Source organism: Klebsiella sp. P1927 (assembly GCF_018204675.1).
GTDB classification, from domain to species: Bacteria; Pseudomonadota; Gammaproteobacteria; order Enterobacterales; family Enterobacteriaceae; genus Klebsiella; species Klebsiella pneumoniae.
This window is the reverse complement of sequence record NZ_CP073377.1, coordinates 3,163,243-3,187,970: the sequence shown is the minus strand read 5'-3', so window position 1 is coordinate 3,187,970 and position 24,728 is coordinate 3,163,243. Positions and strand designations below refer to the sequence as shown.

At 53.8% G+C, this 24,728-nt stretch carries 33 protein-coding genes; 29 read left to right on the top strand and 4 right to left on the bottom strand.

From position 1 onward, the window contains the following. Positions 1–46: 46 nt before the first annotated feature. Both KB892_RS16295 and KB892_RS16290 read right to left on the bottom strand, forming a co-directional pair. Positions 47–1,054: a phage integrase gene (locus KB892_RS16295; protein WP_072353947.1), complete on the bottom strand. Its 1,008-nt coding sequence runs from the start codon at positions 1,052–1,054 to the stop codon at positions 47–49. A gap of 87 nt (positions 1,055–1,141) precedes the next feature. Then, positions 1,142–1,444, bottom strand: coding sequence for a helix-turn-helix domain-containing protein (locus tag KB892_RS16290; RefSeq protein WP_004201485.1), 303 nt, complete (start codon positions 1,442–1,444; stop codon positions 1,142–1,144). Positions 1,445–1,538: 94 nt separating this feature from the next. Between KB892_RS16290 and KB892_RS16285 the strand changes: the two genes are divergently transcribed. The 13 genes from KB892_RS16285 (at position 1,539) to KB892_RS31185 (ending at position 9,866) form a co-directional block, all read left to right on the top strand. Continuing rightward, complete coding sequence (locus tag KB892_RS16285; protein ID WP_023328159.1) at positions 1,539–1,871, top strand: Cox family DNA-binding protein; 333 nt, start codon at positions 1,539–1,541, stop codon at positions 1,869–1,871. Between the two features lie 125 nt (positions 1,872–1,996). After that, on the top strand, positions 1,997–2,260 hold the full coding sequence (locus tag KB892_RS16280) for a hypothetical protein (protein WP_023328157.1): 264 nt from the start codon (positions 1,997–1,999) through the stop codon (positions 2,258–2,260). A 16-nt stretch (positions 2,261–2,276) separates the two neighbouring features. Continuing rightward, on the top strand, positions 2,277–2,663 hold the full coding sequence (locus KB892_RS16275; protein ID WP_004187203.1) for a hypothetical protein: 387 nt from the start codon (positions 2,277–2,279) through the stop codon (positions 2,661–2,663). Positions 2,664–2,678: 15 nt separating this feature from the next. Next, on the top strand, positions 2,679–2,951 hold the full coding sequence (locus tag KB892_RS16270) for a hypothetical protein (protein WP_004187204.1): 273 nt from the start codon (positions 2,679–2,681) through the stop codon (positions 2,949–2,951). Positions 2,952–3,018: 67 nt separating this feature from the next. Then, positions 3,019–3,243, top strand: a complete 225-nt coding sequence (locus tag KB892_RS16265) for a hypothetical protein (RefSeq protein ID WP_046624145.1) — start codon at positions 3,019–3,021, stop codon at positions 3,241–3,243. A gap of 8 nt (positions 3,244–3,251) precedes the next feature. Beyond that, positions 3,252–3,818 carry a 3'-5' exonuclease gene (locus KB892_RS16260; RefSeq protein WP_223278681.1) on the top strand — a complete coding sequence of 189 codons (567 nt, stop codon included), beginning with the start codon at positions 3,252–3,254 and terminating at the stop codon, positions 3,816–3,818. Between the two features lie 8 nt (positions 3,819–3,826). Further along, positions 3,827–4,795: a DNA adenine methylase gene (locus KB892_RS16255; RefSeq protein ID WP_072353948.1), complete on the top strand. Its 969-nt coding sequence runs from the start codon at positions 3,827–3,829 to the stop codon at positions 4,793–4,795. Continuing rightward, a complete protein-coding gene (locus KB892_RS16250; RefSeq protein ID WP_023328153.1) occupies positions 4,782–4,955 on the top strand; it encodes a hypothetical protein in 174 nt (57 codons plus the stop codon). Before KB892_RS16255 ends, KB892_RS16250 begins: the two co-directional genes overlap by 14 nt. A 10-nt stretch (positions 4,956–4,965) precedes the next feature. Further along, positions 4,966–5,121: a hypothetical protein gene (locus KB892_RS16245; protein ID WP_158413321.1), complete on the top strand. Its 156-nt coding sequence runs from the start codon at positions 4,966–4,968 to the stop codon at positions 5,119–5,121. Next, entirely contained in the window at positions 5,097–6,113 is a 1,017-nt protein-coding gene (locus KB892_RS16240; protein ID WP_072353949.1) for a DNA cytosine methyltransferase, read from the top strand. The genes KB892_RS16245 and KB892_RS16240 overlap by 25 nt, the downstream gene beginning before the upstream one ends. Further along, entirely contained in the window at positions 6,106–8,700 is a 2,595-nt protein-coding gene (locus KB892_RS16235) for a replication endonuclease (protein WP_072353950.1), read from the top strand. Before KB892_RS16240 ends, KB892_RS16235 begins: the two co-directional genes overlap by 8 nt. A gap of 234 nt (positions 8,701–8,934) precedes the next feature. Further along, a complete protein-coding gene (locus KB892_RS16230; RefSeq protein ID WP_087565626.1) occupies positions 8,935–9,279 on the top strand; it encodes a hypothetical protein in 345 nt (114 codons plus the stop codon). Continuing rightward, a complete protein-coding gene (locus tag KB892_RS31185) occupies positions 9,276–9,866 on the top strand; it encodes a hypothetical protein (protein ID WP_223277944.1) in 591 nt (196 codons plus the stop codon). The genes KB892_RS16230 and KB892_RS31185 overlap by 4 nt, the downstream gene beginning before the upstream one ends. A gap of 407 nt (positions 9,867–10,273) precedes the next feature. Here KB892_RS31185 and KB892_RS16220 read toward each other — a convergent pair whose 3' ends face one another. Together KB892_RS16220 and KB892_RS16215 are read right to left on the bottom strand one after the other, a co-directional pair. Then, entirely contained in the window at positions 10,274–11,326 is a 1,053-nt protein-coding gene (locus KB892_RS16220; RefSeq protein ID WP_072353952.1) for a phage portal protein, read from the bottom strand. 2 nt (positions 11,327–11,328) lie between these two features. Beyond that, entirely contained in the window at positions 11,329–13,050 is a 1,722-nt protein-coding gene (locus KB892_RS16215; protein ID WP_060528038.1) for a terminase large subunit domain-containing protein, read from the bottom strand. 160 nt (positions 13,051–13,210) lie between these two features. Between KB892_RS16215 and KB892_RS16210 the strand changes: the two genes are divergently transcribed. The 16 genes from KB892_RS16210 (at position 13,211) to KB892_RS16130 (ending at position 24,722) form a co-directional block, all read left to right on the top strand. Continuing rightward, entirely contained in the window at positions 13,211–14,044 is an 834-nt protein-coding gene (locus tag KB892_RS16210; protein ID WP_072353953.1) for a GPO family capsid scaffolding protein, read from the top strand. 23 nt (positions 14,045–14,067) lie between these two features. Beyond that, on the top strand, positions 14,068–15,117 hold the full coding sequence (locus KB892_RS16205) for a phage major capsid protein, P2 family (protein ID WP_060528036.1): 1,050 nt from the start codon (positions 14,068–14,070) through the stop codon (positions 15,115–15,117). Between the two features lie 46 nt (positions 15,118–15,163). Beyond that, on the top strand, positions 15,164–16,024 hold the full coding sequence (gene gpM / locus KB892_RS16200) for a phage terminase small subunit (protein WP_072353954.1): 861 nt from the start codon (positions 15,164–15,166) through the stop codon (positions 16,022–16,024). 102 nt (positions 16,025–16,126) lie between these two features. Then, positions 16,127–16,624, top strand: a complete 498-nt coding sequence (locus KB892_RS16195) for a head completion/stabilization protein (protein WP_032705909.1) — start codon at positions 16,127–16,129, stop codon at positions 16,622–16,624. Then, positions 16,624–16,824: a tail protein X gene (locus KB892_RS16190; RefSeq protein ID WP_004187236.1), complete on the top strand. Its 201-nt coding sequence runs from the start codon at positions 16,624–16,626 to the stop codon at positions 16,822–16,824. The genes KB892_RS16195 and KB892_RS16190 overlap by 1 nt, the downstream gene beginning before the upstream one ends. Beyond that, the gene (locus KB892_RS16185) at positions 16,815–17,096 is read left to right on the top strand and encodes a hypothetical protein (protein WP_004187237.1); all 282 of its coding nucleotides are present in this window, start codon (positions 16,815–16,817) and stop codon (positions 17,094–17,096) included. Before KB892_RS16190 ends, KB892_RS16185 begins: the two co-directional genes overlap by 10 nt. Continuing rightward, positions 17,093–17,644: a lysozyme gene (locus KB892_RS16180; protein WP_072353955.1), complete on the top strand. Its 552-nt coding sequence runs from the start codon at positions 17,093–17,095 to the stop codon at positions 17,642–17,644. The genes KB892_RS16185 and KB892_RS16180 overlap by 4 nt, the downstream gene beginning before the upstream one ends. Beyond that, positions 17,641–18,036, top strand: a complete 396-nt coding sequence (locus KB892_RS16175) for a DUF2570 domain-containing protein (RefSeq protein ID WP_117328715.1) — start codon at positions 17,641–17,643, stop codon at positions 18,034–18,036. Before KB892_RS16180 ends, KB892_RS16175 begins: the two co-directional genes overlap by 4 nt. Positions 18,037–18,180: 144 nt before the next feature. Then, positions 18,181–18,639, top strand: a complete 459-nt coding sequence (locus KB892_RS16165; protein WP_004187249.1) for a phage tail protein — start codon at positions 18,181–18,183, stop codon at positions 18,637–18,639. Continuing rightward, positions 18,636–19,277 carry a phage virion morphogenesis protein gene (locus tag KB892_RS16160; RefSeq protein ID WP_072353956.1) on the top strand — a complete coding sequence of 214 codons (642 nt, stop codon included), beginning with the start codon at positions 18,636–18,638 and terminating at the stop codon, positions 19,275–19,277. Before KB892_RS16165 ends, KB892_RS16160 begins: the two co-directional genes overlap by 4 nt. Beyond that, entirely contained in the window at positions 19,277–19,861 is a 585-nt protein-coding gene (locus tag KB892_RS16155) for a phage baseplate assembly protein V (RefSeq protein WP_072353957.1), read from the top strand. Before KB892_RS16160 ends, KB892_RS16155 begins: the two co-directional genes overlap by 1 nt. After that, positions 19,858–20,226 (top strand): GPW/gp25 family protein, encoded by a 369-nt coding sequence (locus KB892_RS16150; RefSeq protein ID WP_004187254.1) that lies wholly within the window; start codon positions 19,858–19,860, stop codon positions 20,224–20,226. Before KB892_RS16155 ends, KB892_RS16150 begins: the two co-directional genes overlap by 4 nt. After that, positions 20,213–21,112 (top strand): baseplate assembly protein, encoded by a 900-nt coding sequence (locus tag KB892_RS16145; RefSeq protein WP_040209819.1) that lies wholly within the window; start codon positions 20,213–20,215, stop codon positions 21,110–21,112. The genes KB892_RS16150 and KB892_RS16145 overlap by 14 nt, the downstream gene beginning before the upstream one ends. Then, positions 21,105–21,707, top strand: a complete 603-nt coding sequence (locus KB892_RS16140) for a phage tail protein I (RefSeq protein ID WP_072353958.1) — start codon at positions 21,105–21,107, stop codon at positions 21,705–21,707. The genes KB892_RS16145 and KB892_RS16140 overlap by 8 nt, the downstream gene beginning before the upstream one ends. A gap of 1 nt (position 21,708) precedes the next feature. Then, positions 21,709–23,973, top strand: coding sequence for a sialate O-acetylesterase (locus KB892_RS16135; protein WP_211778016.1), 2,265 nt, complete (start codon positions 21,709–21,711; stop codon positions 23,971–23,973). A 5-nt stretch (positions 23,974–23,978) separates the two neighbouring features. Continuing rightward, positions 23,979–24,722 carry a hypothetical protein gene (locus KB892_RS16130; RefSeq protein ID WP_064144972.1) on the top strand — a complete coding sequence of 248 codons (744 nt, stop codon included), beginning with the start codon at positions 23,979–23,981 and terminating at the stop codon, positions 24,720–24,722. Positions 24,723–24,728: the final 6 nt, after the last annotated feature.

The following is a 24,728-nucleotide window of genomic DNA, read 5'->3' as shown; positions in this document are numbered from 1 at the left end:
AATTCATAATAAATCATGGGGTTAGTTGCTTGCTGGGGTGTCAGCGTTAACCGCTATTCACCATTTTAGTGGATGGAATGTGGATGCCATCACTAAGCGGATTCAGGTGAATTGCGTCGCTAAGGTGGTCGGGTGAAAAATGCGCATAAGTCATAGTCTGCTCAATTTTCGAATGTCCCAATATTTTATTTAACGTCAAGATATTCCCCCCATTAATCATGAAGTGCGCAGCAAAGGTATGACGCAAAACATGCGTAGCCTGGCCCTTAGGTAGATCTGGCTTTACCTCCCTTAGTACCTTGCGATATTCGACATAGTCAACGTCGAAGAGTCTGCCGGTGGTTTTGGTTTTGACGTATTTCATGACCTCATCAGAAATGGGGACGGTGCGCGCCTTCCCGTTTTTGGTTTTGGTAAACGTCACTTTTCCATGCATCATATTCTGAGCCAGCATATTCAGCGATTCCCCCCAGCGGCCGCCAGTGCTTAAGCACAAAACAGTGAGGCGCCGGGCGTCACTACTTAAAGCTGAAAGCAGCCTTTCGATCTCTTCAGTGCTCAGATAGGACATTTCGGGCCTTTCCTGCTTGAGATCTGTGATACCTTTTAGTGGGTTTTCTGCGTGGAGATCTTCCGCTTCAGTCAATACACGGAATAGGCCACGTAACGTGCTCAAGTCGCGGTTAACAGTGGAAGCCTTAACCCCTTCATAAAGGCGCATGCTTCTGTACTCAGCAATAAACCCCTTATTGATTTTTGAAAGACGAGGGTTGCCCATATCACTAATTACCCGCTTAAGTTCGCGCTGGCGCTTCTCACCGTACTTATGGCTTCGGCCGTGCAGCTCCCACCATCTATCAAGCAGCTCACTTAGCCGCCTGTGATCGGTTGGTTTATCCAGCCAGTCTTTGTCATGCATATTGCTGATGACATATTTTTCAAAAGCAACAGCATCAGCTTTCTTTTTAAAAATCCGCTGTATACGACGTCCTGTCGCTCCACGCGGTCTAATATCCACTTTATAGCGTCCACCATCGAGCAGCTTAACGGTCATAGCTGTCACCTCTGGTAAACACGTGATCTTGTGTCACGTAACAGATAGTTACGCGATGATTTTCATAGAGATAAGCAAGAAAGATGCTCAGCCAATTTTCTGGTCTGAGGGCTGAGACGTTGTTTCGTCTTGCCCAAAGTGTGCGAGAGCCGGCGCGATCTGACCGGATTCAGGGGCGATCTTTCCGGTCATGAACCACAGGGCATACTTTTCAAATCTCGGGGTATTTAAAATTTTCATCATTACGTCGCCTTTTGGTATTGATTCCCCAGTCTCATAACGCCAAAGCGCATTGTGAGGAATTCCAATAATTTCAGCAGCTTCGTTGCGGCTGGTAATGCGCTCGCTTTCCCTCATGAGCTTGAGGCGTTCACTAATTGGCAAATTCATATTGCGTTTTCCAAATGTATGATACAAAATTCAAATTCAGATGCCGTTTCCGGGGTAAAAAAAGCAGTAATACCCCAAACATGGAGATTATCACATGAAAGATGCAGTTTTGAGCGCGCTGTTTAAGATTCCAGATCCGATCACCGCTGATGAGTTTTCTCGTCGAACCGGCAAAACGGAGTCAGCCGTTCGTCACATGATGGATCGCCGCCTTTTACCTATGGTCACTGAGCGCGAAGTACTTGGCCCTGATGGCAGTACTCGCCGCCTCCTGATTCTGTGGAACGAATGGCTTGAGATGGTTCATGAAGCTACGTCAAAACTCCCCCCTGAGCGACAGGACTGGCGAGCAGGTTGGATCAAGAAAGCCAATAAGCTGGCGAATGATATGGGCGTAAACATGTTTGGTGGCGGGGCGGCAGCATGAATCGTTATTTGAAAGAAAGAATAGCAATGGGCGTCATAGGAATTAGCATCGCATGCATTATTGCGATTGCATTCGCGGTAACCCTAAAACTTATCGACGTGTTTATTTCTTAAGGACGATCGGTAATGAATAAACGCTACTCACAGCATGGCAAGCACTCGGGGAGCATTTGCAGCACGCCACTTGATAACTTGCCGAAAGTTACATGGATTAATAAGCATGCTGGAATCTGTTGCGGCTTCACCATCCGCGTATTACCGCGCAGGGTAGGGAAGAAGCGCTATCAAATTATGAAAGATGGTGATTCTTTCGGAATTGATTTTGCGTTATCTGAAGCACGCAAAACGATAGGTCGCATTATTAATAACAACCGCTTCACTATTCATTAATTAGCCGAGGCAGAAAATGAAAAGAGAATACGCAGACAAAATTAATTCGCTGCTGCAATGCTTCCATTTCAACAAGGAGTTTCTGGAATGGAACCATGATTATTCCCATCAACTTTTACGCCACGGCGTATCCCACCTTTATCACTTCGCGATGCTCCAGGGCGAGAACGATGAGGCTACGCTGGAAGAGCTGCGTAACATCATCATTTTGATCACTAATGGCGATATCCCGAAGCCATACGACCTGTCATCTATGGATGCTGAGCAACCGGAAGCAGCAAGCAAGACAGTGATGTTTTTTAAGCCGCTGGCGGTAACAGTGGAAGTTACACCAGAGATGCTTCAGCAGCTGAAACAGTCGGCCACGGTGTCAGCGCAGATGAAGCGCCCACGCCTCTATTAATCATTGGAGTCCGCCATGTTTACCGAAGAGAAAACATCGTGGGAACGTGAAATGCTGATACGCGAAGCGGTGGAAAGCGCAGAGCAGGGCTTCACCGTTCACCTGAAGAACGGCGCTCGCGTCAATGTCACCGCTGACAGCCCGTCGATAGACTTAATTATTTACGGTCTGGAGAAAACAATTCGCGGTAATCATGAGCGTGCGCGAATGACGTTTATCGACTTTTTGTATTACTGGCACGAAAGGTTATTTAAACAGGTTAAAAGAAAACCGCGCCCTAACCACTAATTAACCAGCGTTAAAAATAACGGCATCATTTTGCCGGGGCTTCGTTTTGCCTTTTTCAGGAGGTCGCATGTCGATCACGTCAATAAAACTGGATGGCGGAATTAGCGATCCAGAGTTTGTGGAAATAAGCACCAATGCGCGGAAACGTGAGCGCACCCACCTACTGGGACTGCTGCGTATTTATATCGGTCAGCTGAAAAAGGAAAGGGCCACCCCGGAAGAGATTTATTCATCAATCGAACAGTGGGCCGATGCCCGCGAATTAACCATCACTGAGGAAAGCAAACAATGAACCACTTAATGATCGACATTGAAACGCTCAGCACCCAGCCGAATGCGGTAATTTGCGCGATTGGCGCGACCTTCTTCGAACCGTCAACTGGAAAAATCGGCCCTTCGTTCTATCAGACCATTGATCCGCGAACCTCGCAGGATCGCGGCGCGCACATCTCCGCCGACACAGTAATGTGGTGGCTCAGGCAGGATAAAGAACCTATCAGCGAGCTGGTAGGCGCGAAGTCGCATGAAATTGAGGTGATGCTGGATTTCGCCAAATTCATTGAAGGCGCATTCCCTGAAACCAAGAAAAAGAATCTGAAGGTGTGGTGCAAGGGCGGTTCGTTTGATTTCCCGATCCTCAAATCTGCATTTGAACGCTCATCGCTCGAAGGCGTTTCCATGCTGCCGTGGCTTTACTGGAATGAATGCTGTTTCCGCTCGCTGCTTGCAGTGGCCGGAGCTATCGGTTACGCCCCCCATCCGCGCCGCTCAGTTGCACACAACGCCTTAACCGACGCCATCTATCAGGCCGAGCAGGTTTGCGAGATCTGGCAGCGCCTGACCTCCCCGCACCTCGAATCATTGTGAGGCGCGCAATGACTAAATCACCTATCAAATGGGCTGGCGGCAAAACCCGCGTCATGCCGCAGCTGCTGATGCAACTGCCGAAAGCCGATTGTTTAATCGAGCCGTTCGTTGGCAGCGGTACCGTGTTTATGAACACGGAATACCGCCGTTACATCCTCTGCGATAGCAATCGCGCGCTGATCAATTTCTTTCGTGTGCTGACTTCCAACACCGAGCGACTGATTGATACCGCTCGCAGAATGTTCCTGGGTGGCAATAACGAAGAGCAATATTACAAGCGCCGTGCGCTATTTAACTCCATGCAGTGGAGCGATACGGGCAAGGCTGATACTGCTTTACTTTATGCCGCTTTGTTTCTGTATCTGAACCGACATTGCTTTAACGGGATATATCGCGTCAATCAGATGGGTGATCATAACGTCCCGTTCGGGAAATATGGCGCACCTTACTTTCCGACTGACGAGATGCGCCGCTTTGCCGAAAAGGCCAACGACACAAAAGCCGTTTTCATTGATGGCGATTTTCGCCACACCATTCCTGACGTTATGCAGCTGGCGTATGACGCCGTTATTTACTGCGACCCCCCCTATATCCCGGCCAGCAAAACCGCCAACTTCACCGCCTACGGCAGGCCATTTACCCTGGACGATCACCGCGACCTGGTTGCAACCCTGCTCGATGCTCATCGCCAGCACGGCACCCGCGCGGTGATATCCAACAGCGACACCCCGGAAACCCGCGAAATCTACTCCGCTTTCAATCTCCATGCCTTCAGCGTTCGCCGCTCTGTCAGCGCCAAAAGCCGCGATATGGCCGGTGAAGTGATCGGCGTTCTTCGCGGCGATGCGGGTTGCAACTCTGGCGCATGTGGAGCTTTGACGAGCGCTACTGAACATCTGCGGCCGGCGGCGATATGGATCGGGTTTGACACGGCCGCCGGATTCGATAACGAGGAGTCATCTGATGAACACGCTTGATGCCGTTGTGACGCGAGTTCTGGACGTTCGTCCATATCGTCATTTCTGGGTCGTCGAGGTGGAGGCGCTGTGCTACGGCGATTACAGCAACACGATCATCATCCGCGATAGCGAAAAAGAAGCCCGCCAGGTTAAGCCCGGCGACACGGTGACGATCTGAGGTGCCGCAAATGAACGAAGAAACCAATTACCGCCGGTTCTGGCGAAGCACAGTTATCTGTATCGCCCTCTGCTCGCTGCTGTTTTGGCTCCCGATGGGCTATCTCGCCTTTCGTGTTTTCTCTGTGGTGTGGGAGGCGCTGTGGCTGCTTATTACAACGAAATAGACCCCCACGCGGCGCAGCACCTGCGCAACCTTATCGACGCCGGCCATATTGCGCCGGGCGTCGTTGACACCCGCTCAATTGAGGACGTAACCCCCAATGACCTTATCGGATTCAATCAGTGCCATTTCTTCGCAGGGATCGGCGGATGGTCGCTCGCACTGCGTCGCGCAGGATGGCCAGATAGTCGCCCGGCATGGACAGCATCATGCCCATGCCAGCCTTTCAGCGCGGCAGGCAAAGGCCTTGGGTTTGCTGACGAGCGGCACTTATGGCCCTCCGCACATTGGCTTGTCGGCCAGCGCCGCCCTGTCGTGGTCTTTGGCGAGCAATCTGGCAGCGCTGACGCGAACGACTGGATCGACCTTGTACAAGCTGACGTGGAAGCCCTGGGCTATGCCTTCGGGGCGACTGCGTTTCCGTCTGCGAGCGTCGGCGCGCCGCACCAGAGAGACCGTGCTTATTGGATGGCCGACGCCGATTGCCAGCAATGGGAGGGGAGCGGGGAATTTCAACCGACAGGGGGGGGTAAACCTTCAGACAGCGGCGTTATTAGCGGGTTGGCCCACACCGACGGCAACGGACGGGAAAGGCGGTTATCAGGGCGGGCGGATCCGCAACGGGAAGCTATCGACGGACAGGCTCGATGTGGCTGCGCAGCTTGCGGGCTGGCCTACGCCGACCACGAGCAACGACCGCTCGCCATGTCCGCAAGAGGCTATGCGGACGTATCGCGACAATGGAACAAAGATTCAGAAACGGCTTCAGGATGTAGCTGCGTTATGCGGCCCGGCCCGGTTAACGGCTTCTGGAGAGATGCTGATTGGCTCCACGGCCGGGATGGATGGTGGAGGCCAGTTAGACCCGGATCATTCCCGTTGGCTGATGGGGTTCCCGCCAGAGTGGGAAGAGTGCGCACCTACGGAAACGCTATCAACATTGAAGCGGCGGCAGCGTTCATAAAATCCTATATGGCAGTGGTGGATCATGTCTGATTCCGCCGCTTTAGCATGGAGCTGGAACGCCAAACGGCAGGCTATTAACCCCAATAGCGTTGCAGATTCTGCTATTGAGTATCTCACCCCGAAAGGCGAGCGGAAGACGCTCGCCTATGCGGATTTGGTCGATACCGTTTATCGTACCCCCATGCGCCCGCGCGAAGGTGCCGCGCGTGAAGCATTCGACCGCAAAGGACGCGCCCACTACCTGCGCCGCCGGGTTCAGACTCTACCGGTGTTTATCCGCAAGCGGTTCTCTCTGCGCCTGGAATCGCTGGAGCGTCACGATCCAAAAGAGGCCGTGCGCTGGCTGTTCAGCACGTTTGAGCGGCACGTGTTACGACGCGTCGACGCGGTAAACGCCCAATACCTACCGCAGAGCGAACTCCCCGCGCTCCTTGCGCCTCTCCGTGATGATTTTCACCTGCTGCCCAGGGCGGACAAAAAACGCCTGAAACGACTGGCTTATAAGCTCGCCAACCTGATGAAAAGCGAGTTTATGCGCGAGTTTGATTTTCAGTATGAGAAAACCGCTGATGTTGAGTTTTCCACGCTTTACGCATATGGCTTTATCGCCAGCAAAGCGACGGTGCTCAATATTGCGATCCCGGGCTGGGATAAATATTGCGATGAATCACTTCAGGCCGAAGATGCACTGCGTGCTATTGCGCGCCTTCAGAAAGAAAAATGGTGGCTGAGTAAAATCCGCCGTATCCACGATCGCTGGCGCGAACACCTCATGATTGCAACGGGTTATGTCAGCAAGGTGGCATCGCCGTATTGCTCTGATCCCTGCTTCAGGGAGTGGATAGCTCAGAAGAAAGCAAACCTTGAATTTCTTAATGCGATGGAGCTGGAAGACCAGGACACCGGCGAGCGTAGTTCTTTGCTGGATAAGGTCATGGGTAGCGTATCTAACCCGAAGATCGCGCGCCATGAGCTGATGGTACGCATGCGCGGTTTTGAAGATATGGCTAACGAAATGGGCCTGGTCGGCATGTTCTACACCTTGACTGCCCCGTCGCGTTATCACTCAACGCATGTGCAATCCGGGAAGCGAAACGATAAATACCGCGACGCCAGCCCGCGCAAAACTCAGAAATACCTCTGCAAAGTATGGTCGCGCGTCCGTGCCAAATGGGGGCGCGAAGGCATTCGCACCTTTGGTTTTCGTGTTGCCGAACCGCATCATGATGGAACCCCACACTGGCACCTGTTGTTGTTCCTGCGACCAGAAGAGGCTGAGTACGCCACAGCTATTTTCCGCAAACACGCGCTGCGTGAAGACGGTGGCGAGCCAGGCGCTCAAGAGCACCGTTTTACCGTCACGCCGATTGATGAAAAATTTGGCTCAGCGACGGGATACATCGCGAAATACATCTCAAAGAATATCGACGGTTACGGCATGGATGGCGAGTTAGACGACGAGTCCGGCCAGCCAGTCAAGGAGATGGCAAAGCGCGTTCGGGCTTGGGCTTCTCGTTGGAGCATTCGCCAGTTTCAGCAGATTGGTGGCGCTCCCGTTACTACCTGGCGCGAGCTGCGCCGGCTGGGTAGCCGTGAGCTGGTATTGCATCCGGAACTTGAAGCGGCCCGCGCGGCAGCTGATGCGCCGGACTGGCCGGGATACACCAACGCCCAGGGAGGCCCATTTGTTCCGCGAGATTGCCTGCGCGTTCGCCTCAACTACGAATACACCGAGGATGGAAATGATTATGGTGACACGGTCGCCAAAATCACAGGTATCTATTGCCCGTATTCGGGCGGTGATTCTGTCATTTTCACCCGCACCACCGATTACAAGATTGTGCCGAGGAGTAATCCGTCGCCGGTCGAGAATTTGACCTTAGAAGGCCGCGCAGCGGCCCCTCGGAGTTCTGTCAATAACTGTACGGCGAGCGCCGAATCGGACGAAAAATCACCGTCAGAAACGGCGGTGTCAACTGATAAAACAGCGCCCGACGACAGTTCAGTGACAGAACTTCCGCTGAATATCGATGTTTTGAGGCGATATTCACGCCAGCAAAGGCAGGAGATTACCAGCAGGCTAAGAAAATCCGCCCAGGAAAGCTCAGATCAAGCCTTCATGCGTACCGCGCGCGGCCTACGCACGTCGATTGATGACGAAACCGCGCCGACATGGGGGCCAAAAGTTGCCGCCGCGAAAGATATGATCCTGACGCCGGAAGAGGCTGATCGGCGCTGGCGCGAGCAGCTTCAGATCGAGGCGAAACGGCGCGCAGATAACTACGCGACGGCGGTTGCGGAGTATCAGAAGAAAAAAGCAGAGGCCGCATTGCGCCAGACGCAGCAAAAAGAAGCGACGCAAAAACACGGCATCTCCGAAGAGATGATAGCCAGCATCGGAGCGCAGCTCCGTGACTGTCGGATTTTCGTCAGTGATGACGTCGTGCGGTCAATCGCCGACGGCGCCCGCGTCCGCCACGGTGGCGGCCTACTAGCGGTGGATAGTGGCCGGCTACATGAAGTGAAGGTATGGCGAGCAGGCGAAAAAGATAAACTAACTTCCGAATATATGGCGGTGCATGGCCTTGTCATGCGTTGGAAGAGTGCGCTGAAGTAACAACTGCATTCATAGTTTAGATGGCAAAAATAGCATTTTGCTTTCGTAGAGGTTCCATAGATGAATTTCTTTAAGGTCTAGGCAGTTCATCAAACTTGGTTGCACAAAAGAATTATTGCAGACACAATACCGGCATTGGTTCTATGTAACCGTTTGAGTTATGAGGTCATCATGTTTGATCGATTGAGTGCTCGCTCGCAAACTTCCATCGAAAAGATTACGGTTAGGAACGTAATGAACCCTATTCTTTGGATTTGCGGCTTGATTTCTCTGCCGTCTTTGGCGTTTATCTTTTATTCCGAAAGAGAGCCGTCATGGGTCATAAGTTTTCTGGCTATTGTTCCGCCTTCTTTTGCGCTTGTTGTTTATACCTATTTTGCTTTAAAAAGCCCAGATAGATTGCAATCAGAAGGGTATCAGTTAAAAAAGCAGGTTATTGATTTAATTGAAGAGAAAGGCTCGCTTACTCCTGTTGATGCTAGAAGCCTTGAAATGATTTCTAATCCTGACTCTAGAAGGATTGAAAGCCAACCCGACTTCCCGGTTGAAGAGAAAGTGATTGATAAGGGGTCTGTGTGAAAAAACTATATATTTTCAATTATACCGAAGAAGTCGGCACTAGAGAACAGATCAAAGCATGGCTCGGTCAAGAAGAGAAAATCACCAATTGGCGTTATGATATGCCTGGTTGTTTTTATCTTGTCTCCGACGCTACAGCAAATGAGTTAAGTCAGTCGTTTATCATGTTTAATGGTACAAAAGGGCGTCATCTCATTGCTGAAATTAACGACAATCGGCAGGGGTTGTTGCCCAAGCAAACTTGGACGTTTATGCGACACCGTGGTCCTAACATGGAAAAACTTACAGCCGACGATCTTCTCTATAAAGACGAGTATGTAGATACTGCCGAGGCTGCTTTTGATGACCCGAAAATCATTTCTTCTGACAATAAAAGATTCAATAGAAAAGAAAAATATGAAATTTTGTATTTTCTAAATTCACTCACAGGCAAAGACAACGGGCCTTTGTCCCAAAGATCACGAAGAGTCTGTGAATGGATGATCCACGAGCACCTACCTGCAGATATCCAAGGAACTAATGAAGTTAAGAAGTGGGTAGTTGAAAATTATCCAGAACTTTCAAAAGACTACCCATTTGAATCTTAACTGAAGGTTTTTGTTCGATTAAAAGCGTAAGGGGTGTGCGCGAGTTTGCACAAATTTGCACAATTTTTGAAACGTCTTTTTTGCCACGCAGCGCCAGCAGCCGCGGGGCCTGGACGGTCTACACAAAGTGCACAAAAAGACGCATGTTTGGTGCGCAGGCGAGGCGGGGGAGCAAGCGCGCGTAAAGGGGGTAAGGAAGGGGGGCGTATCGTTCGCCAGTCGCGTCCTGTCGCGCGCTGACTTCTGGTTCAGATCCAGAGGGCGCGAGTGAGTGAACGCGCCAGAATGGCGCTGGCGGCGTCTGGTGAGGCGTAGGGATTCGAAAGTGAGTGAGCGGCCTGTGTGGCCTGGGCGGTGATACGGGTTGGCGGGTACCGCACCGCCAGAAATGACGATGCGGCCTGGTGTTACTTCGTGCTTTCGAGCAGTGCGTAAGGATTGAAGCGGATCACCTCTTCGCCCAGCCAGTCGTTAACATGCTTCATGGCTTCCATGTATGGCGTCAGCTCGTTGACTGCGAAGACGCGGGCCGCCTTCTCGATATCGCCAAATGATCCGTTGCCTTCCGGAATGGCGCCCATTAATTGAGGCGGCACCCGATGCGCGGCTAACATGTCATCGCGGGTGGAGGACTTCACCCCTACGAATTCATCCTTTGCCGATATCTGGCTGAACGGCAGGATCTGCACGGAGTCTTTGCCGCCGTTAGGGGCGTGAAGAAGAATGTTTTTGAATGCCCCGCCGCGTCGGGTATCTGTTAGCGTCTTCTTCAGCTTGTCGAGGCTCTCCTGATCGGCCATTGCGCTGTTCACGTAGACGATACACCCGGCATGCGAGCCATTGTCGTAATAGAGTTTGCGGAACTTGTCGGCAGAATGTGCCAGGTTCGCCGACAGCAACCCGGCGAAATACTCCGGCATACCGTAGATCTCCTGGTGAATATCCGGGCTAAGAACGTGGCAGACAGAGCCAGTTGTAAACTGGTGATCCTGTAGCCCGGATTGAATAAACCAGTAGGTGTCCAGGTCGGAGCCGCGACGGGTATATTTAGCCAGAGAGTTACGGAATCCGAGAGAACCGCCAAGCCGGTTTTTCCTCATCTCCAGATAGCCGTTACCGAATACGAACCAGTCCAGCGCAAAGGATGAGAACACCTGACGTGAAAGCAGTTTGTGCGGGATAAAGCAACCGGCCAGCACGTTGCGTTTGAAGTACAGAGCCGATTGGTGCCAGCTGGCATAGCCGAACTGGCGGGCCAGCCCGTACCAGTCAACCGGCGTTTCGTAGTATCGCCCGTTATCGGCGCAGTACATGTTATCGAGCAGGTCATACGCGCTACTCACCGGCCAGGGGCCGTCGAATGTGAACGAGTTCAGCTCGGGTGCAGCTTTTAGCGAGACGGCGAGATCGGCCTGCTCCCTGGCATACTGCCTGCCGCGCATGGATTTTCGTTTGCTCAAGGTTAATACTCCGTAACTGTCATACTGCTGCCGCCTTCCTGTCCCAGCGGCTCGTTAATGGTGGCAAGCATCGTCGCCCAGGCGAGATCGCCATGACTGACGCCGCGTGAGCGGTCAGTGTCGTAAGTGATAACGCCGCCGGGGGTGACAATCTTGCGAACAGAGTTGAACGCGCCAACGAGATCAAGCTCTCCCCGGTCATATTCCCAGCGGCCGCCGCGAACGAGCTGCTGCATCTTCAGCACAAGCATGCGTTTGCTGGCTGGTGAGAACTGGTAACAGACTGCTGCCGGGAAGTGCTTTTTAACCAGCTGATAAACGGCTTCACCGATACCGGTACCATCAATCCCGATGTGTTGCACGTTATAGCGACTCAGCATGCCGATAATGAGATTGGCTTGCTCTTCGAATTCCATCCCGCGTATACGTAGCGTCTCGACGGTGCGGAATTTGCCACCGGCGACCATTGGCACGGCATTGACTGAAATGGCGCCGCTGTCGCCTTTACCGCTGGCACCGTTGGGATCGTAGCCAATCCAGACCGGGCGATCGGCCATCGGGCGGGAGGCATACGGGCGCCAGTCGGGCCAGTCGTCGTAGCCGTCTGCACCGCATGCCAGCAACCGGTTATAGTCAAAGGCGCTTTCACCGCTTTTGATGAACTGGCACCCGTACAGGTTGTCGTATTCCTCCGGGCTGTTTTCGTCGCGGATTTCGTCAATGTCGGTCAGATCCCAGCCGTGATCGATAGCGTCTTGCAATGTGACAATCTGGCGCCAGATTTTGTCCGGGCACATCAGCCCGCTGTTTAGCGTCTTCCAGGACGTATCAAACTCAACCCGCTTTCCGTGGCTGCGCCCTTTGTTGAATGCCTCACCCGTCCAGAAAGGGTAAGCCTCATGGCTTTCTGCTGACGGGGTGGAGAAATAGGTACGCGTCAGCCCTTTTAACGTCGCCATCGCACCGGCCACTTTCTTCAGGTTGGCAAATTGGCCGACCCAAAAAAACTCATCAAAATAGAGATTGCCGGTGTACGACTGCGCCGTCGCAGCGGACGTGCCGAGGAAATGCAGCTCGGCGCCGTTAAACAGCTGGATCATGTCGCCGCCTTTCAGTTCAACATCAACCTCAGCGGCAGCAGAGCGAATAAAGCTACGGAACTGATACGCCTGGCGGCGGCTCGCCGACAGAAAGATCTGGTTACGTTGATGCTTGTACTTCACATCGTCGGAAAGGGCGCGCACCAGGGCCTCGCGCGCAAAGTACCATGTCGCGCCAACCTGACGGCTTTTCAGGATCATGCGGTTGCGCCAGTGGTGGTTGTCGTACCAGCCTCTTTGATGCCAGTGCAGCGAGCCGAGAATATTCTCGCGCAGTGCTGCAATCTGCGACTCTGAGAAATAGTTTTGTTTCTTGCGGATCTTCTTCTTCGGCTGGGTGGCTGTTGTGCCGTTGTCCAGCTTTTTCAGCTGGCGCGTAAGCAGATCAATTTCTTTGAAGTCGCCGCCGGTCTTTTTGTCTTTGGTGGTGAGCTGTATCAACCGTGCATCAATGGACGTCGTCACGCGCTGGATCGGTGGCGTGGCGTCCCATTCATCACGCTTTTTCCATGAGTAAACCGTGTTCTGATTAATACCCATCAGGCGTGCAATCTCCGCTGGCGGGTACCCCTGCCAGTAAAGCTGCCGCGCCCGCTGCATGATGAATGCTTCTTCAATCGCCATTTGTCCTCCTCGCTTCCTGCCGGGGAGATTAACCCGCGCGCGCGTGCCCTTTCGCTCGCTTTTGGTTGTGGTGATTTCCTCACAACAACAACGCGTTGAGAGCGCACGTCACCCCCTGCCATCATCTCCGGGAACTCAGAAACCGAGCGAGTAAACGAACATGGCAGGCACAGCAAAAGCACGTAAGAAATTCCGCGTTGCCGTCTCCGGAAATACCGTTGATGGCCGCGAAATTCAACCGCAGCACCTTCGCGATGCGGCAGCGAATTACAACCCGGAAGTGTACGGCGCACGCGTCAACATTGAGCACTATCTCTCTATGTTCCCGAATAGCGATTTTGGCGCGATGGGGGATGTGGTGGCACTCAGCACTGAAGACATTACCGACGGCCCGTTAGCAGGACGAACCGCCCTTTATGCCGAGATCGAGCCATCAGATCGCATGGTGCAGATGACCGATAAAGGCCAGAAAGTCTACTCAAGCATTGAGCTGCATCCTCAGTTTGCCCTCAACGGAAAAGCCTATGTGGTGGGGCTGGCGATGACCGATACCCCGGCGAGCCTGGGTACCGATCGCCTGAAGTTTGCCGCGCAGCAACGCGCCTCGGTGATGGCCTTTAACAACCAGCAGGGCGAAGCGCCAATGTTTACCGAAGCCCTGGAGGCAGAGGTGATCGAACTGGCCGCCCAGCGCAGTGATGAAGGGGTTAAGTGGTTTAACCGGGTGATGAGCATCATCGGCAAGGGCCAGAAAACCGACGATCAGCGCTTCAGCCAGATGCACCAGGTCGTTGAAGCCGTGGCGCAATCGCAGTCAGAGCAGATTGACCGCTTTAACACCGCCGAGCAGGAGCGCCAGCAGGACAAAGCCGCCATTGAGAAACTCACCAGTGAGCTGGCCGAACTGCGGCAAAAGTTGAGCACCACCGATGCCAGCTTTAACCAGCGACCACCGGCGGGCGGCGGCGCTAACGCGCAACTGGCTGATTACTGATATTCACAACGAGAGCAGAGAACATGGAAAACAATACCCGCCAGCTGTTTGACCAGTACATTTTGCGCCAGGCGCAGTTAAACGGCGTATCGCCTGCGGCAGTTGCTGCGAAATTTGCGGTTGATCCAACCCGTCAGCAAAAGCTGGAGCAGGCAGCGCAGGAGAGCGATTCTTTCCTGAGCAAAATTAACGTGTTTGGCGTTAATCAGCAGATTGGTCAGAAAGTGTTGATTGGTAGCAAAGGCCCGATGGCTGGTGTCAACAACAGCACCACTACCCGCCGTAATCCGGGCGCAAATCATACGATGGAGCCATTTGATTACATGTGCCGTAAGGTCAATTACGACTACGGGATCAGCTACGAACAGCTCGATGCCTGGGCACATATGCCGAACTTCCAGCCGCTGATCAGCGCCGCGATGGCTCGTCAGATGTCGCTGGATCGCATCATGATTGGCTTTAACGGCACCAAATACAGCGACCCGTCAGATCGTGCCGCTAACCCACTGTTGCAGGATTGCGGCATTGGCTGGCTGGAGAAAATCCGCACTGAAGCCTCTCACCGCGTTATTTCCGGCGTCACCATCACCTCACGCGATGAAGATAACAAAGTCATTGCGAAAGGTACCTACGGCAACCTCGGCGCTGCGGTCTATGACGCGAAAAACAGCCTTATGGATGAATGGCACAAGCGCAATCCGGATAACGTGGTGATCCTGGCAGGCGACCTGCTGACTACCGGTAATTTCCCGGCCATTAACGCCATGAGCCAGACCAACCCGAACACCGAAATGCTGGCCGGTCAGCTGATTGTTGCGCAGGAACGCGTTGGCAACATGCCTACCTTCATTGCGCCTTACTTCCCGGTCAATGGCGTATTGATCACGCCGTTTAAAAACCTGTCGGTGTACTACCAGCGCGGCGGACTGCGCCGGACGATCAAGGAAGAGCCGGAGTACAACCGCATCGCGACATACCAGTCCTCAAACGATGACTTTGTGATCGAGGACTACGGCAACGTCGCATTTATCGACGGCATCACCTTTGCCGAGGCGCAGGAAGGCGGCGCGTAACCGCACACTGGCGGGCTTCGGCCCGCCGTTCATCGGGGAAGAAACAATGCTGACACCGGCACAACGACATTTTCAACGCGTCATGGCTGAACGTCATGGCAAGGCTGAGGATTTGTCCGATACGGCGCGCACTGCGCATGAGCAGATCCTGCACCGCATGCGCATGGATATGGCCGCGCTTAAAAAAATTCAGGGCGAGCAGGCGAAAGCCGCGCTTAAGCGCCAGATGCTACCCAATTACGAGGGGTGGATTGAGGGAACGCTCGAAGGTAATAGCGGCCGCCAGGATGAAGTGATCACGCGCCTGATGATTTGGGCGATAGATGTTCGTGATTATCCACTGGCGGCGCGAATCGGGCGTTACGTTATCGCGCATAACCTGGCGATGCCAGACCGATTTAACCGCACGGCGGCGACAGCTCTGGTCGATGAAATTTGTGATCCGATCCTGGTTCAGGTTAAGGCCGACGACAGCACAGACGTATCGCCATATCTGGCGGTGCTCGATGAAGTAGCCGAGTTTACCGCAGCCAGCGATATGCCAGATATGGTGCGCGCCAAACTCCACAAAGCACGCGCTTTTGCCCTGCGCAACGGCACGCCTGCCGAGCAGGAAACTGCACTAGGGCTGCTGCGCACTGCACTGATCATGGATCCTGGCGCAGGCGTGAAAAAGCTGATCGACAAACTCGCCAGTCAACTGAAGAAAACCGCTGCTGCGACTATTACCGAAGGTGAGTCTACTGGCGACGATGGCGCAGAGGGGCAGAGTGATAGCGCTGCAGCACCACCGGTTCCGGCGGTGGCGACCGGAAAGCCCGCACCTAAAACCGCCCGTAGAAGCACAGCCAAAAAACCAGCGGCGCGCAAAACCACAACGAAAAAAGCGCCTGCCGCCAAAAAATAACCGACTTGCGCCCCGTGCGCTGGCGGCGCGGTCGGAGATCTGCAACGCACTGCGTTTTCTTTTCTCCGTCCGCTCACCGCCACCTTTTCTGGAGACTACACCATGAGCCTTGTAGCCCCCCGCACAATAACCCCCTCAGCAGAGGATGTGCCGGATGTGGACGACGGCGGCGAGAAAGTCACCGCCGGTGTGTTCTGGCCCGAAATTGTGTTGAGCGATGCCCGTAAGGAGATGCGCATTACCGGCACGGTGACAACTTCGAGGCTGAAGCATGTTGTTATCGAGGCGGTGGGCCATGCCGCTGACCAGCTCGATACCTGGCGGATCGAACAGCAGAACGCCGGATTTGCATCACTGGATACCGTGCCAGCAATGGAAATTAACGGGCAGAGCGCAAAGGTTTACCGCTGGCGCCGCGCGGTTTACAGCATAGCCCGCGCCCTGCTGATCGAAACGTTCCGTGATGTGGACACGACCGGCGACGCCGGGGAGAAGAAAGCCGCTGCGCTGGCAAGCCAGGCAAACGATCACTGGCGTGATGCGCGCTGGGCTATCTCCGATATTCGCGGCGAAGTTCGCAATTCTGCGGAGGCATTCTGATGAAAGTGAAGGCCTTACAGGGCGATACGGTGGATTTGCTTTGCCAGCGTTATTACGGCACCACCCAGGGTGTCACCGAGATTGTACTTGCTGCGAACAAGTCACTGGCTGATCAGATCTTCATGGAGGCCGGGCAGGTGGTGGAACTGCCGGAGGTAAGCGCCTCGGCGACAAAGGAGACGGTGCAGCTATGGAGTTAATAAACCGCGCCTGGAATTGGGCCGCATACCTCTGGTCGGTGTTCCTCGGCAGCGTCGGAATGATGACGCAAAAGGACTGGCTGACGGCGATTGCGGCAGTAACAGGGGTAGTGGTGGCGGTGTTAGGTGAAATGCATCGCCGCCGTATGGCCCGTATCCATGAAACCAATAACGTGCTGCTGAACGATTTGATCGACGCCATTCGCGACGACACGGAAAACCGGCAGGACGTGAAAGAGCTGATCCGCACTATCAGGGAGGCGCCACGATGAAAAAGGGCGTTATTGCCTGCTCAGTCGCCGCGATTATCTCGCTGGCCGCCGTGCTCTGGCCGCAGTCACTGCGTACCAGCCCGGAAGCGCAACTGAAGATGGCGAAATATGAGGATTGTCGCAAGACCCCGTATTACTGCCCGGCAGGCGTACTAACCGTGGGGATCGGCTCGACCGGGAAAGTGCAGAACCGGGAGTATGCCGAGCAGGAGATTGCAGAGCGCTGGGTGAATGATCTGATGCGCGCAGAGCGTTGCATTAACCGCGAGTTTAACGGCGCAGCTGCACCGCAGCGCGTTTTCGAAGCGCTGGTCGATGGCGCATTTAATGTCGGTTGTAGCGGGCTTGCCTGGTACACCAACAGGCAGGGGAAGAAGGTCAGAACGACAATCTGGCGTAACGCGCAATCGGCTGACTGGCGCGGCGTCTGTGAGCGGGTAACGGATTTTGTTAACTCAGGCGGCAGGCGCTTACAGGGACTGGTTAACCGCCGGGAAGAGTTCCGGGAGTGGTGCTTGTCAGATCCTGTGTTTAAGGGGGCGAAGTGAAAGGGTTGCTTGCCGTTATCACGGTGATCTGTGTCCTCCTGGCGGTGGCCTGCATCCGGTTAACCATAGAAACCAACAAGCGAGAGGGCGCAGAAAAAGCGCTGGCAGACGCTACCCAAAAACTGAACCAGACCAGCGATGTACTGGCCGAAGTGCGGGCGCTGCGCCAGGACGTCAGCGAGATTGAAGCCAGTGTGAAAGCGCTGGGGCAAAAGCGTAACGAAGCCGGGGAGAAACGTCGTGAAAATATCAAAACTGAACTGGCCGGCGATCCCTGTGCTGCTGCTCTTGTGCCTGACGCTGTCGCTGACCGCCTGTACCAGCGCGCAGCCGAAGTCGGCGCCGGTGATCATTCAGGAGCCTTTGCCAGAAAGCCTGACGGCAAAAACTGAAACGCCAGCGCCACCGCCCAGACCGATGCGCTACGGGAGCCTTGTGCTCTGGTCTGATGCGCTGCTTGATGCGCTGGATACCTGCAACGCCGATAAGGCGGGCATTCAGGAGCTGGAACTGCGGCGAATAGCCAGGGGGATAAAGTGAAAAAAGCCGAATTGTTACGCGAGGCGCTGATCGCCGCAAACACCTGGTGTAAGGCCAACCCTGAACTGATCACCGTCTGGGTGGAGAAGGGGAGCATTGAGACGCAGGCGACCGGCGAACCCTCGTTTATGTATCGCTACACCATACAGGTGCTGGCCGTGGACTTTCCGGGGCAGGTGGATGATCTCATGCTGCCGATTATGGCGTGGGTATGGCATTACCAGCCTGATTTGCTGCTCAATCCGGACAATAACCGCAAAGTTGAGTTTGACGCGGACATTATCAGCGATGACATGGCCGATGTGCTGTTTAAGGTGCCGGTCTGGGAACGCGTCATGGTGGAGAACGTCAACGGGAAACCCGTTGCTACGCACCTGGCGGAAGACCGTCCGCGTATTAATGGCGGTGAGTGGGAAGTGGTCTTTGATCCGGGCTATGAGGGGGAGATGACGTGAGCAACGATGCTGTGCTGTTTCAACAGCTTGATCAGGTCTTCGCGGAAATCCTTTCCGCTATGACGCCAGCACGTCGCCTGCGCACGGCAAGAGGCATTGCCACCACGCTGCGCCGTACTCAGAGCCAGCGGATCGGTAAGCAGGTTGCGCCGGACGGCACACCGTACCAGAAGCGGCACCGCCGGGTACTGCGTTCGCAGGCCGGGATCGGGTTTATCTGGCAGGGGGAAGAGCGCCGCTTGCGTAACTGGCGGGCGACGCGTGGTAGTCGTGGCCGCATGTTGACCGGATTTGATGAAGGGCGAGGCGCGGTGCGGTCGTTTTACCGTGCTGATATCGAGCGTTATCTCGATATCAGCTTCAACGAGACTCGCCGTGATACGACGAAAGCCGATCCCATGTTCCGCCGCCTGCGCACCGCGCGTTTTCTGAAAGCTCGCGCCACCTCTGAAGGGGCAAGCGTGGGATTCACTGGCGTGGCGGCCCGTATTGCCCGCGTTCACCAGTATGGATTGCGTGATCGGGTGAATGACAGCGGCGCGATGGCGAGCTATCCCCGCCGTGAACTGCTGGGCCTGAGTAAGACGGATCGCATGATGATTGCCCGGCAGGTGATTGATTCGCTGGGAGTGCGCTGATGGATATTGCCGAACTGATCCGCCTGCTGGAGAACATCGGCCGCACCGGCACGGTGACGGAGATCGACGAGGAAAAATGGCGCGTTCGGGTACAGAGCGGCGCGCTGGAAACGACTTGGTTGCGCTGGAACGCGCAGCGGGCCGGGGCATTTAAGGTCTGGATCCCGCCGTCCATTGGCGAGCAGGTCTGGCTCTTGTGTCTCGGCGGGAACACGGATACGGCCATTATTGGCGGCAGTCTGTACAGCAACGACAACCCCGCACCGGGTACGACGCGTAACGAAATGGTAGTCACGGCTCCTGATGGTGCGCGTTTTCGTTATGACGCCGAGGCGGGCGCCTTACAGGTGACGGGTATTAAATCGGCGGTGATCGAGGCGTCGGTGATCGTCACTCTGGATACGCCGGAGGTGAACTGCACCAACCTGTTGCGCGCGAAAAATCTTGATATCACCGAAGGCGGGGAAATGCGCGGTGATTTTAATCATACCGGCGGGGCGTTTATATCTAACGGCGTGCAGGTGGATAACCACAATCACGGCAAAGTTGAACGCGGTGGCGACTGGACGGAGGGCACCAGATGAGTGAGCGCTATCGCGGTATGAATGCGAACGGTACCGGGACGCTGACGGATGAAGATCATGTGTGGCAGTCCGTGGGCGATATTCTGCTGACGCCAGTTAATACGCGCATTATGCGCCGCAATTACGGCTCGCTTTGCCCGGATTTGATCGACAGCCCGCAGAACGACGTCACGCGCCTGCAACTGATGAGCGCCGCCGTTATCGCGCTGGCTGCATGGGAGCCGCGGATCGCGCTTGACGCTATCAATATTCACTATTCTGCTTCGGGCGCAGTAACGGCGGAGCTATCCGGAATGCTGACTGAAAGCATGGAAAAGAGCACCAGATCGGTAACGTTAAGGAGTGCCAAAAATGCCGACAATTGACCTCTCGCAGCTGCCGCAGCCGACCATTATCGAGGAACTGGATTTTGAAGAAATTCTGATCGAGGTGAAAGCGGTGATGGTAGCCGCTTATCCGGCAGATCAGCAGGCCGCCGTTATTGCCGCCCTGGCGCTGGAGTCTGAACCATTAAATGTACTCGCCCAGGCACTGGCATATCGCGAGATGTTACTGCGCCAGCGTATTAACGAAGGGGCGGCCGCCTGCATGCTGAGTCATTCGACCGGTGACGATCTGGATAATATCGCGGCGAACCTCGATACCGAACGCCTGATCAAGACCGAAGCAACCGAGACAACTGATGCCGAAATGGAAAGTGACGAGGCGCTACGCCTGCGGGCGCAGGCTGCTTTTGAGGGAATGAGTGTCGCCGGGCCATCGGCGGCCTATGAATACTTTGCCCGCAGCGCCAGCGGAAAAGTTGCCGACGCCAGGGCTTCCAGCCCGGCACCGGCAGAAGTGATTATTGCGGTGCTGTCCACGGAGGGCGACGGTACCGCGTCGCCAGAACTGCTCGCCGCTGTTGCCGAAGCGGTAAACGATGAAGAGGTTCGTCCATTGGGTGATCGCGTGACGGTGCGCAGCGCTGAGATTGTCGATTACGAGATTGACGCCACGCTGTACCTGTATCCGGGGCCGGAGTCAGAGCCGATCATCAATGCTGCTGATGCATCGTTGCAAAAGTTCCTGAAACAGAACGATAAAAAAATCAGCAGAGACGTGGCGCGCTCCGCCATTTCAGCGGCGCTCCATGTCCAGGGCGTACAGCGTGTCGTGCTGAATGCCCCGCCGGACGATATCAGGATCAGCGATATCCAGGCGGCCAGGAATATCGGCTACAACCTGGAAAACGGCGGAACGGATGAATAACACGCTTCTTCCTCCCTCTGCCAGCGTGTGGATGCGTTGCGCCGAAGCTGCCACGGCGAAGCTGTCCGGAATCACGGTAGCCATTCGCACGCTGTGGACGCCGACGGCATGCCCGGTTGATTTATTGCCGTATCTGGCGTGGGCGCTGTCGGTTGATCGGTGGGATAAGAACTGGCCGGCAGAGAAAAAAATAGCGTCAATCCAGCAATCCTACTGGCTTCATCGCCGGAAGGGTACGCGCGCAGCTGTGCGGCGAGTAATTGAAGATATGGGCTTTTCCGCGACGTTTGCGGAATGGTTCGACGTCGGCGACGAGCCAGGGACGTTCCGTCTTGAAATTGATTTGAACGAGGTGGGGATAACACCAAAAACTCTGGATGAGTTAAATCGACTGATAGGGGAAGCGAAGCCGGTTAGTCGGCATTTAGCGCAAATGACGCTTTCAACAAGCGCAAGGGGCTTCGCGTGGATCGGAGCGACGGTAATTGATGGTGAAGAAATTACGGTTTACCCGGAAAACTATCAACCAGACGAAAGCATTTACTACAACGGTATAGCGAGCTTCAGCGGAAATTATCATTATTCTGGAAAATAATATGACCAATATTATCGAAACACCTATGTGGGGTGACGTTCCTCTTATTATCCGTGCAGATAAAGTCGAGGGCGGTCGTGGTGGCGCTGCAAATATTCAGGCGCAGGAGCTGGCAAACCGTACATTGCTTTTAATGCAAATGCTGGAAGGCTATTCCGTTGGCGAAAAACCTTACGACAATGAAGCAGACGCGCAGGTCGATATAGATAAAGGACTAATTAAGCCTGATGCTTTTTTTACCGTTCGCACGAATGATGCCGATTATTCGCTGGATGAATATAAAAATATTAATGGCATTGCCACGCCTACCGGGAAAAAGTTACCCAGCGATAAAATGCTGCAGGAAATTAAAAATAACTTTTTCCAGTCACGTCATGATGGCGATGTGATGCTGGATTTTGTTGATGATGACTGGTTCTCATTTTTTCGCGTGATGGCAAGTGGGGCGTTCGGGGCCATTAACTGTATGGTCGCGCCTGATGGTTTATATGTTAAAGACATGGCGATGTCGCATGAGGATGGCGATCCAGGGCTGATTTATCGCGACCCGGAAGGATTTAGCGTAAACATCGTCGGACCAGATGGTATCGGGCAGCGTCCGGGTACGCTGAATGGTGGCGGCAAATTTCATACTGAAACCACGGACAGCGCCTGGTTGCGTCTGGAAGATATCGATGGGTTTTATTCTGACGTAGCTGACCAATCAGGTAAAGCGGCGCCACACGCGCTGAGTGGCGATGGTGAGTTCACGACGAAAGCCGGTGGTATGGGATGGCTGAATCTTGAGGATGAGGAAGGTTTTTTCAAAGCGCTGACGGATGGGGATGGCGAGCTAATCGGGGTCAAAGAAAATCCTGTTGAAAACCTTAACCTGATTGCTGCTGATGCACAAAATAAAGCGTATTCGCAGAATGTTCGTGCCCGGTATAACGCTGCCGTTCAGCGTCTTGTTAGTGGGCTGAATCACCTGATCATCTACAGTCAGAGCCTCGGCACGCAACAGGAGGGATGGCCCGCCCTGAGCAAAACGCCGGTTGAGGGATTCGATAACCTGATGCTGGGTGATTCAATACGACCGGCAAGCCGGACTAATGCGGAGTTCTCCCCTGTCGGCAGCGCTACGCTTAAGCCTCTGCGGGCAGTGGTGCAGTCTGGCACCGGTAATGATTTGCTGACGGATGAGCAAATTTCTGCGCTGACACCAGGGGCCGGGAATGAAGGTGAAGGCGGTGTAGCGATGGCTAACGCGCTACGTCGTCTCTGGTTACAACGTAATTGCCTGGAGCGTGACACCTCGCGCCGGTTCGTATTATCCAGCACGGGCGTAAACGGTCGCAGTATTGAGCAGTTATCAAAAGGGGCATCACCTGAGCTTTATCAACGACCTTTACAGGCTGTGCAGCAGGTTAAAGCACTGGCTGACCAGTTAGGTGTTACGTATTCCGTTGCAGCTATTCTCTGGATCCAGGGGGAATGGAATTACCAGAAAAGGGATGGCTCAAACGATAAAGAAACCTATAAGCGCAATCTCGGTAAGCTGTATAACGACATGATTGCAGATATGGCCGTTGGTATCGCAGGACAAAAATCCCCTCCAGCATTGTTTATGTACCAGACCGGCGCGGGGTATACCCGCGATGATGCTTATCTGTCTATTGGAATGGCACAGTGGGAGTTTTGCCAGGAAAACGAAAACGCTTATATGGTCGGGCCGGTTTATCACTACCCGGATAAAGGCGGTCACCTGGGGCCAAATGGCTACCGCTGGTTTGATATGAAAGTTGCGCAGGTTAAGCACCTGGTATTAAACGAGGGGCAAGGCTGGGAACCTCTGGGGCCAATTAAGATTGCGAGCAGTGGGCGGGAAATTTACGTGTTTTATCATGTACCGTCACCGCCGCTGACGTTCAGGCCGTCATACGTGAAAAACGTCGCTACGATGTATGTCGATAAAGGTTTTCGGGTGACAGATAACGCCGGGACAGTCGCCATCACCGCTGTTGAAATTGTGGCGGATACGATTATTAAAATCACGGTTGGTCGGGATATATCCGGTAATGCAAAGTTGTGGTATGGCGATAAAACTACCCACGAAGGAAACGGTAACGTTTTTGATAGCGACACTTTTAACGCACTGGATGATTTTATTTTTGAAGCGGGTACTGGACAGTATGAGACTGAAAATATACCGGAGCTGGTTGGCAAGCCTTACCCGCTAAACAACGCATCAGTGCAATTCTGCCTTTCTATTCCTTACGGAGAATAAACAATATGGTTATGGTCATTAAATCTAACGTGCCGTCTAATATCATTGCTAACCCGGATGGATGGAATCCGCCGTTTTCTACCGAGGGTTTGTTATATGCCGGAATTTATGGGCGGGGTAGTCTTACAAAGAACTTTGCTAAAAATGGTATTGATGCTGTGATTAACGGCGCGCCGGTAGTGAATAATCATTTTGCTGAATTTAATGCAAATGATTTTTTGGATACCGGTGTTGTTAATACAAAAGAGGCAACATTGATTGTTGTGGCTAAACGCACCATTAACGCTCGTCGTCAATTTTTAGTTTCCAGTTATACCGGTGATGCTAAGTTTGGTCGCTCCATTCTTATTGGTAATGGTGACGCGCAGGCTTTAACCGTGTACTCGCATTATCAGGGGCAGGATGCCAGCGGCGCAGATAAGAGCATTGCGTTTTCTACGGCGGTTCAACTGGGGGTTCAGGCAGGTAGTCCGGGATTTATGTATGCGAAAGACACGGGCAAAACCATTTCTGTAAAGGACATTACTTCGAACAAAAGCAGTAGCGTCACTGCTGCGGGGACGATGGAATCTCTTGTGACCGCCGGGTTAACTTACCGTATTGGCCGGAGCCATAACAATGCGGAGGTACAAGGAGATAACGCTATTGCGGCCGCACTGATTTTTGACCGTGCACTATCTGATGCGGAAATAAAGTCAATTTACGATTACTTCCAGGCCTACTACGCCCGCCGTGGCATAAGCATTTAAGAGGTG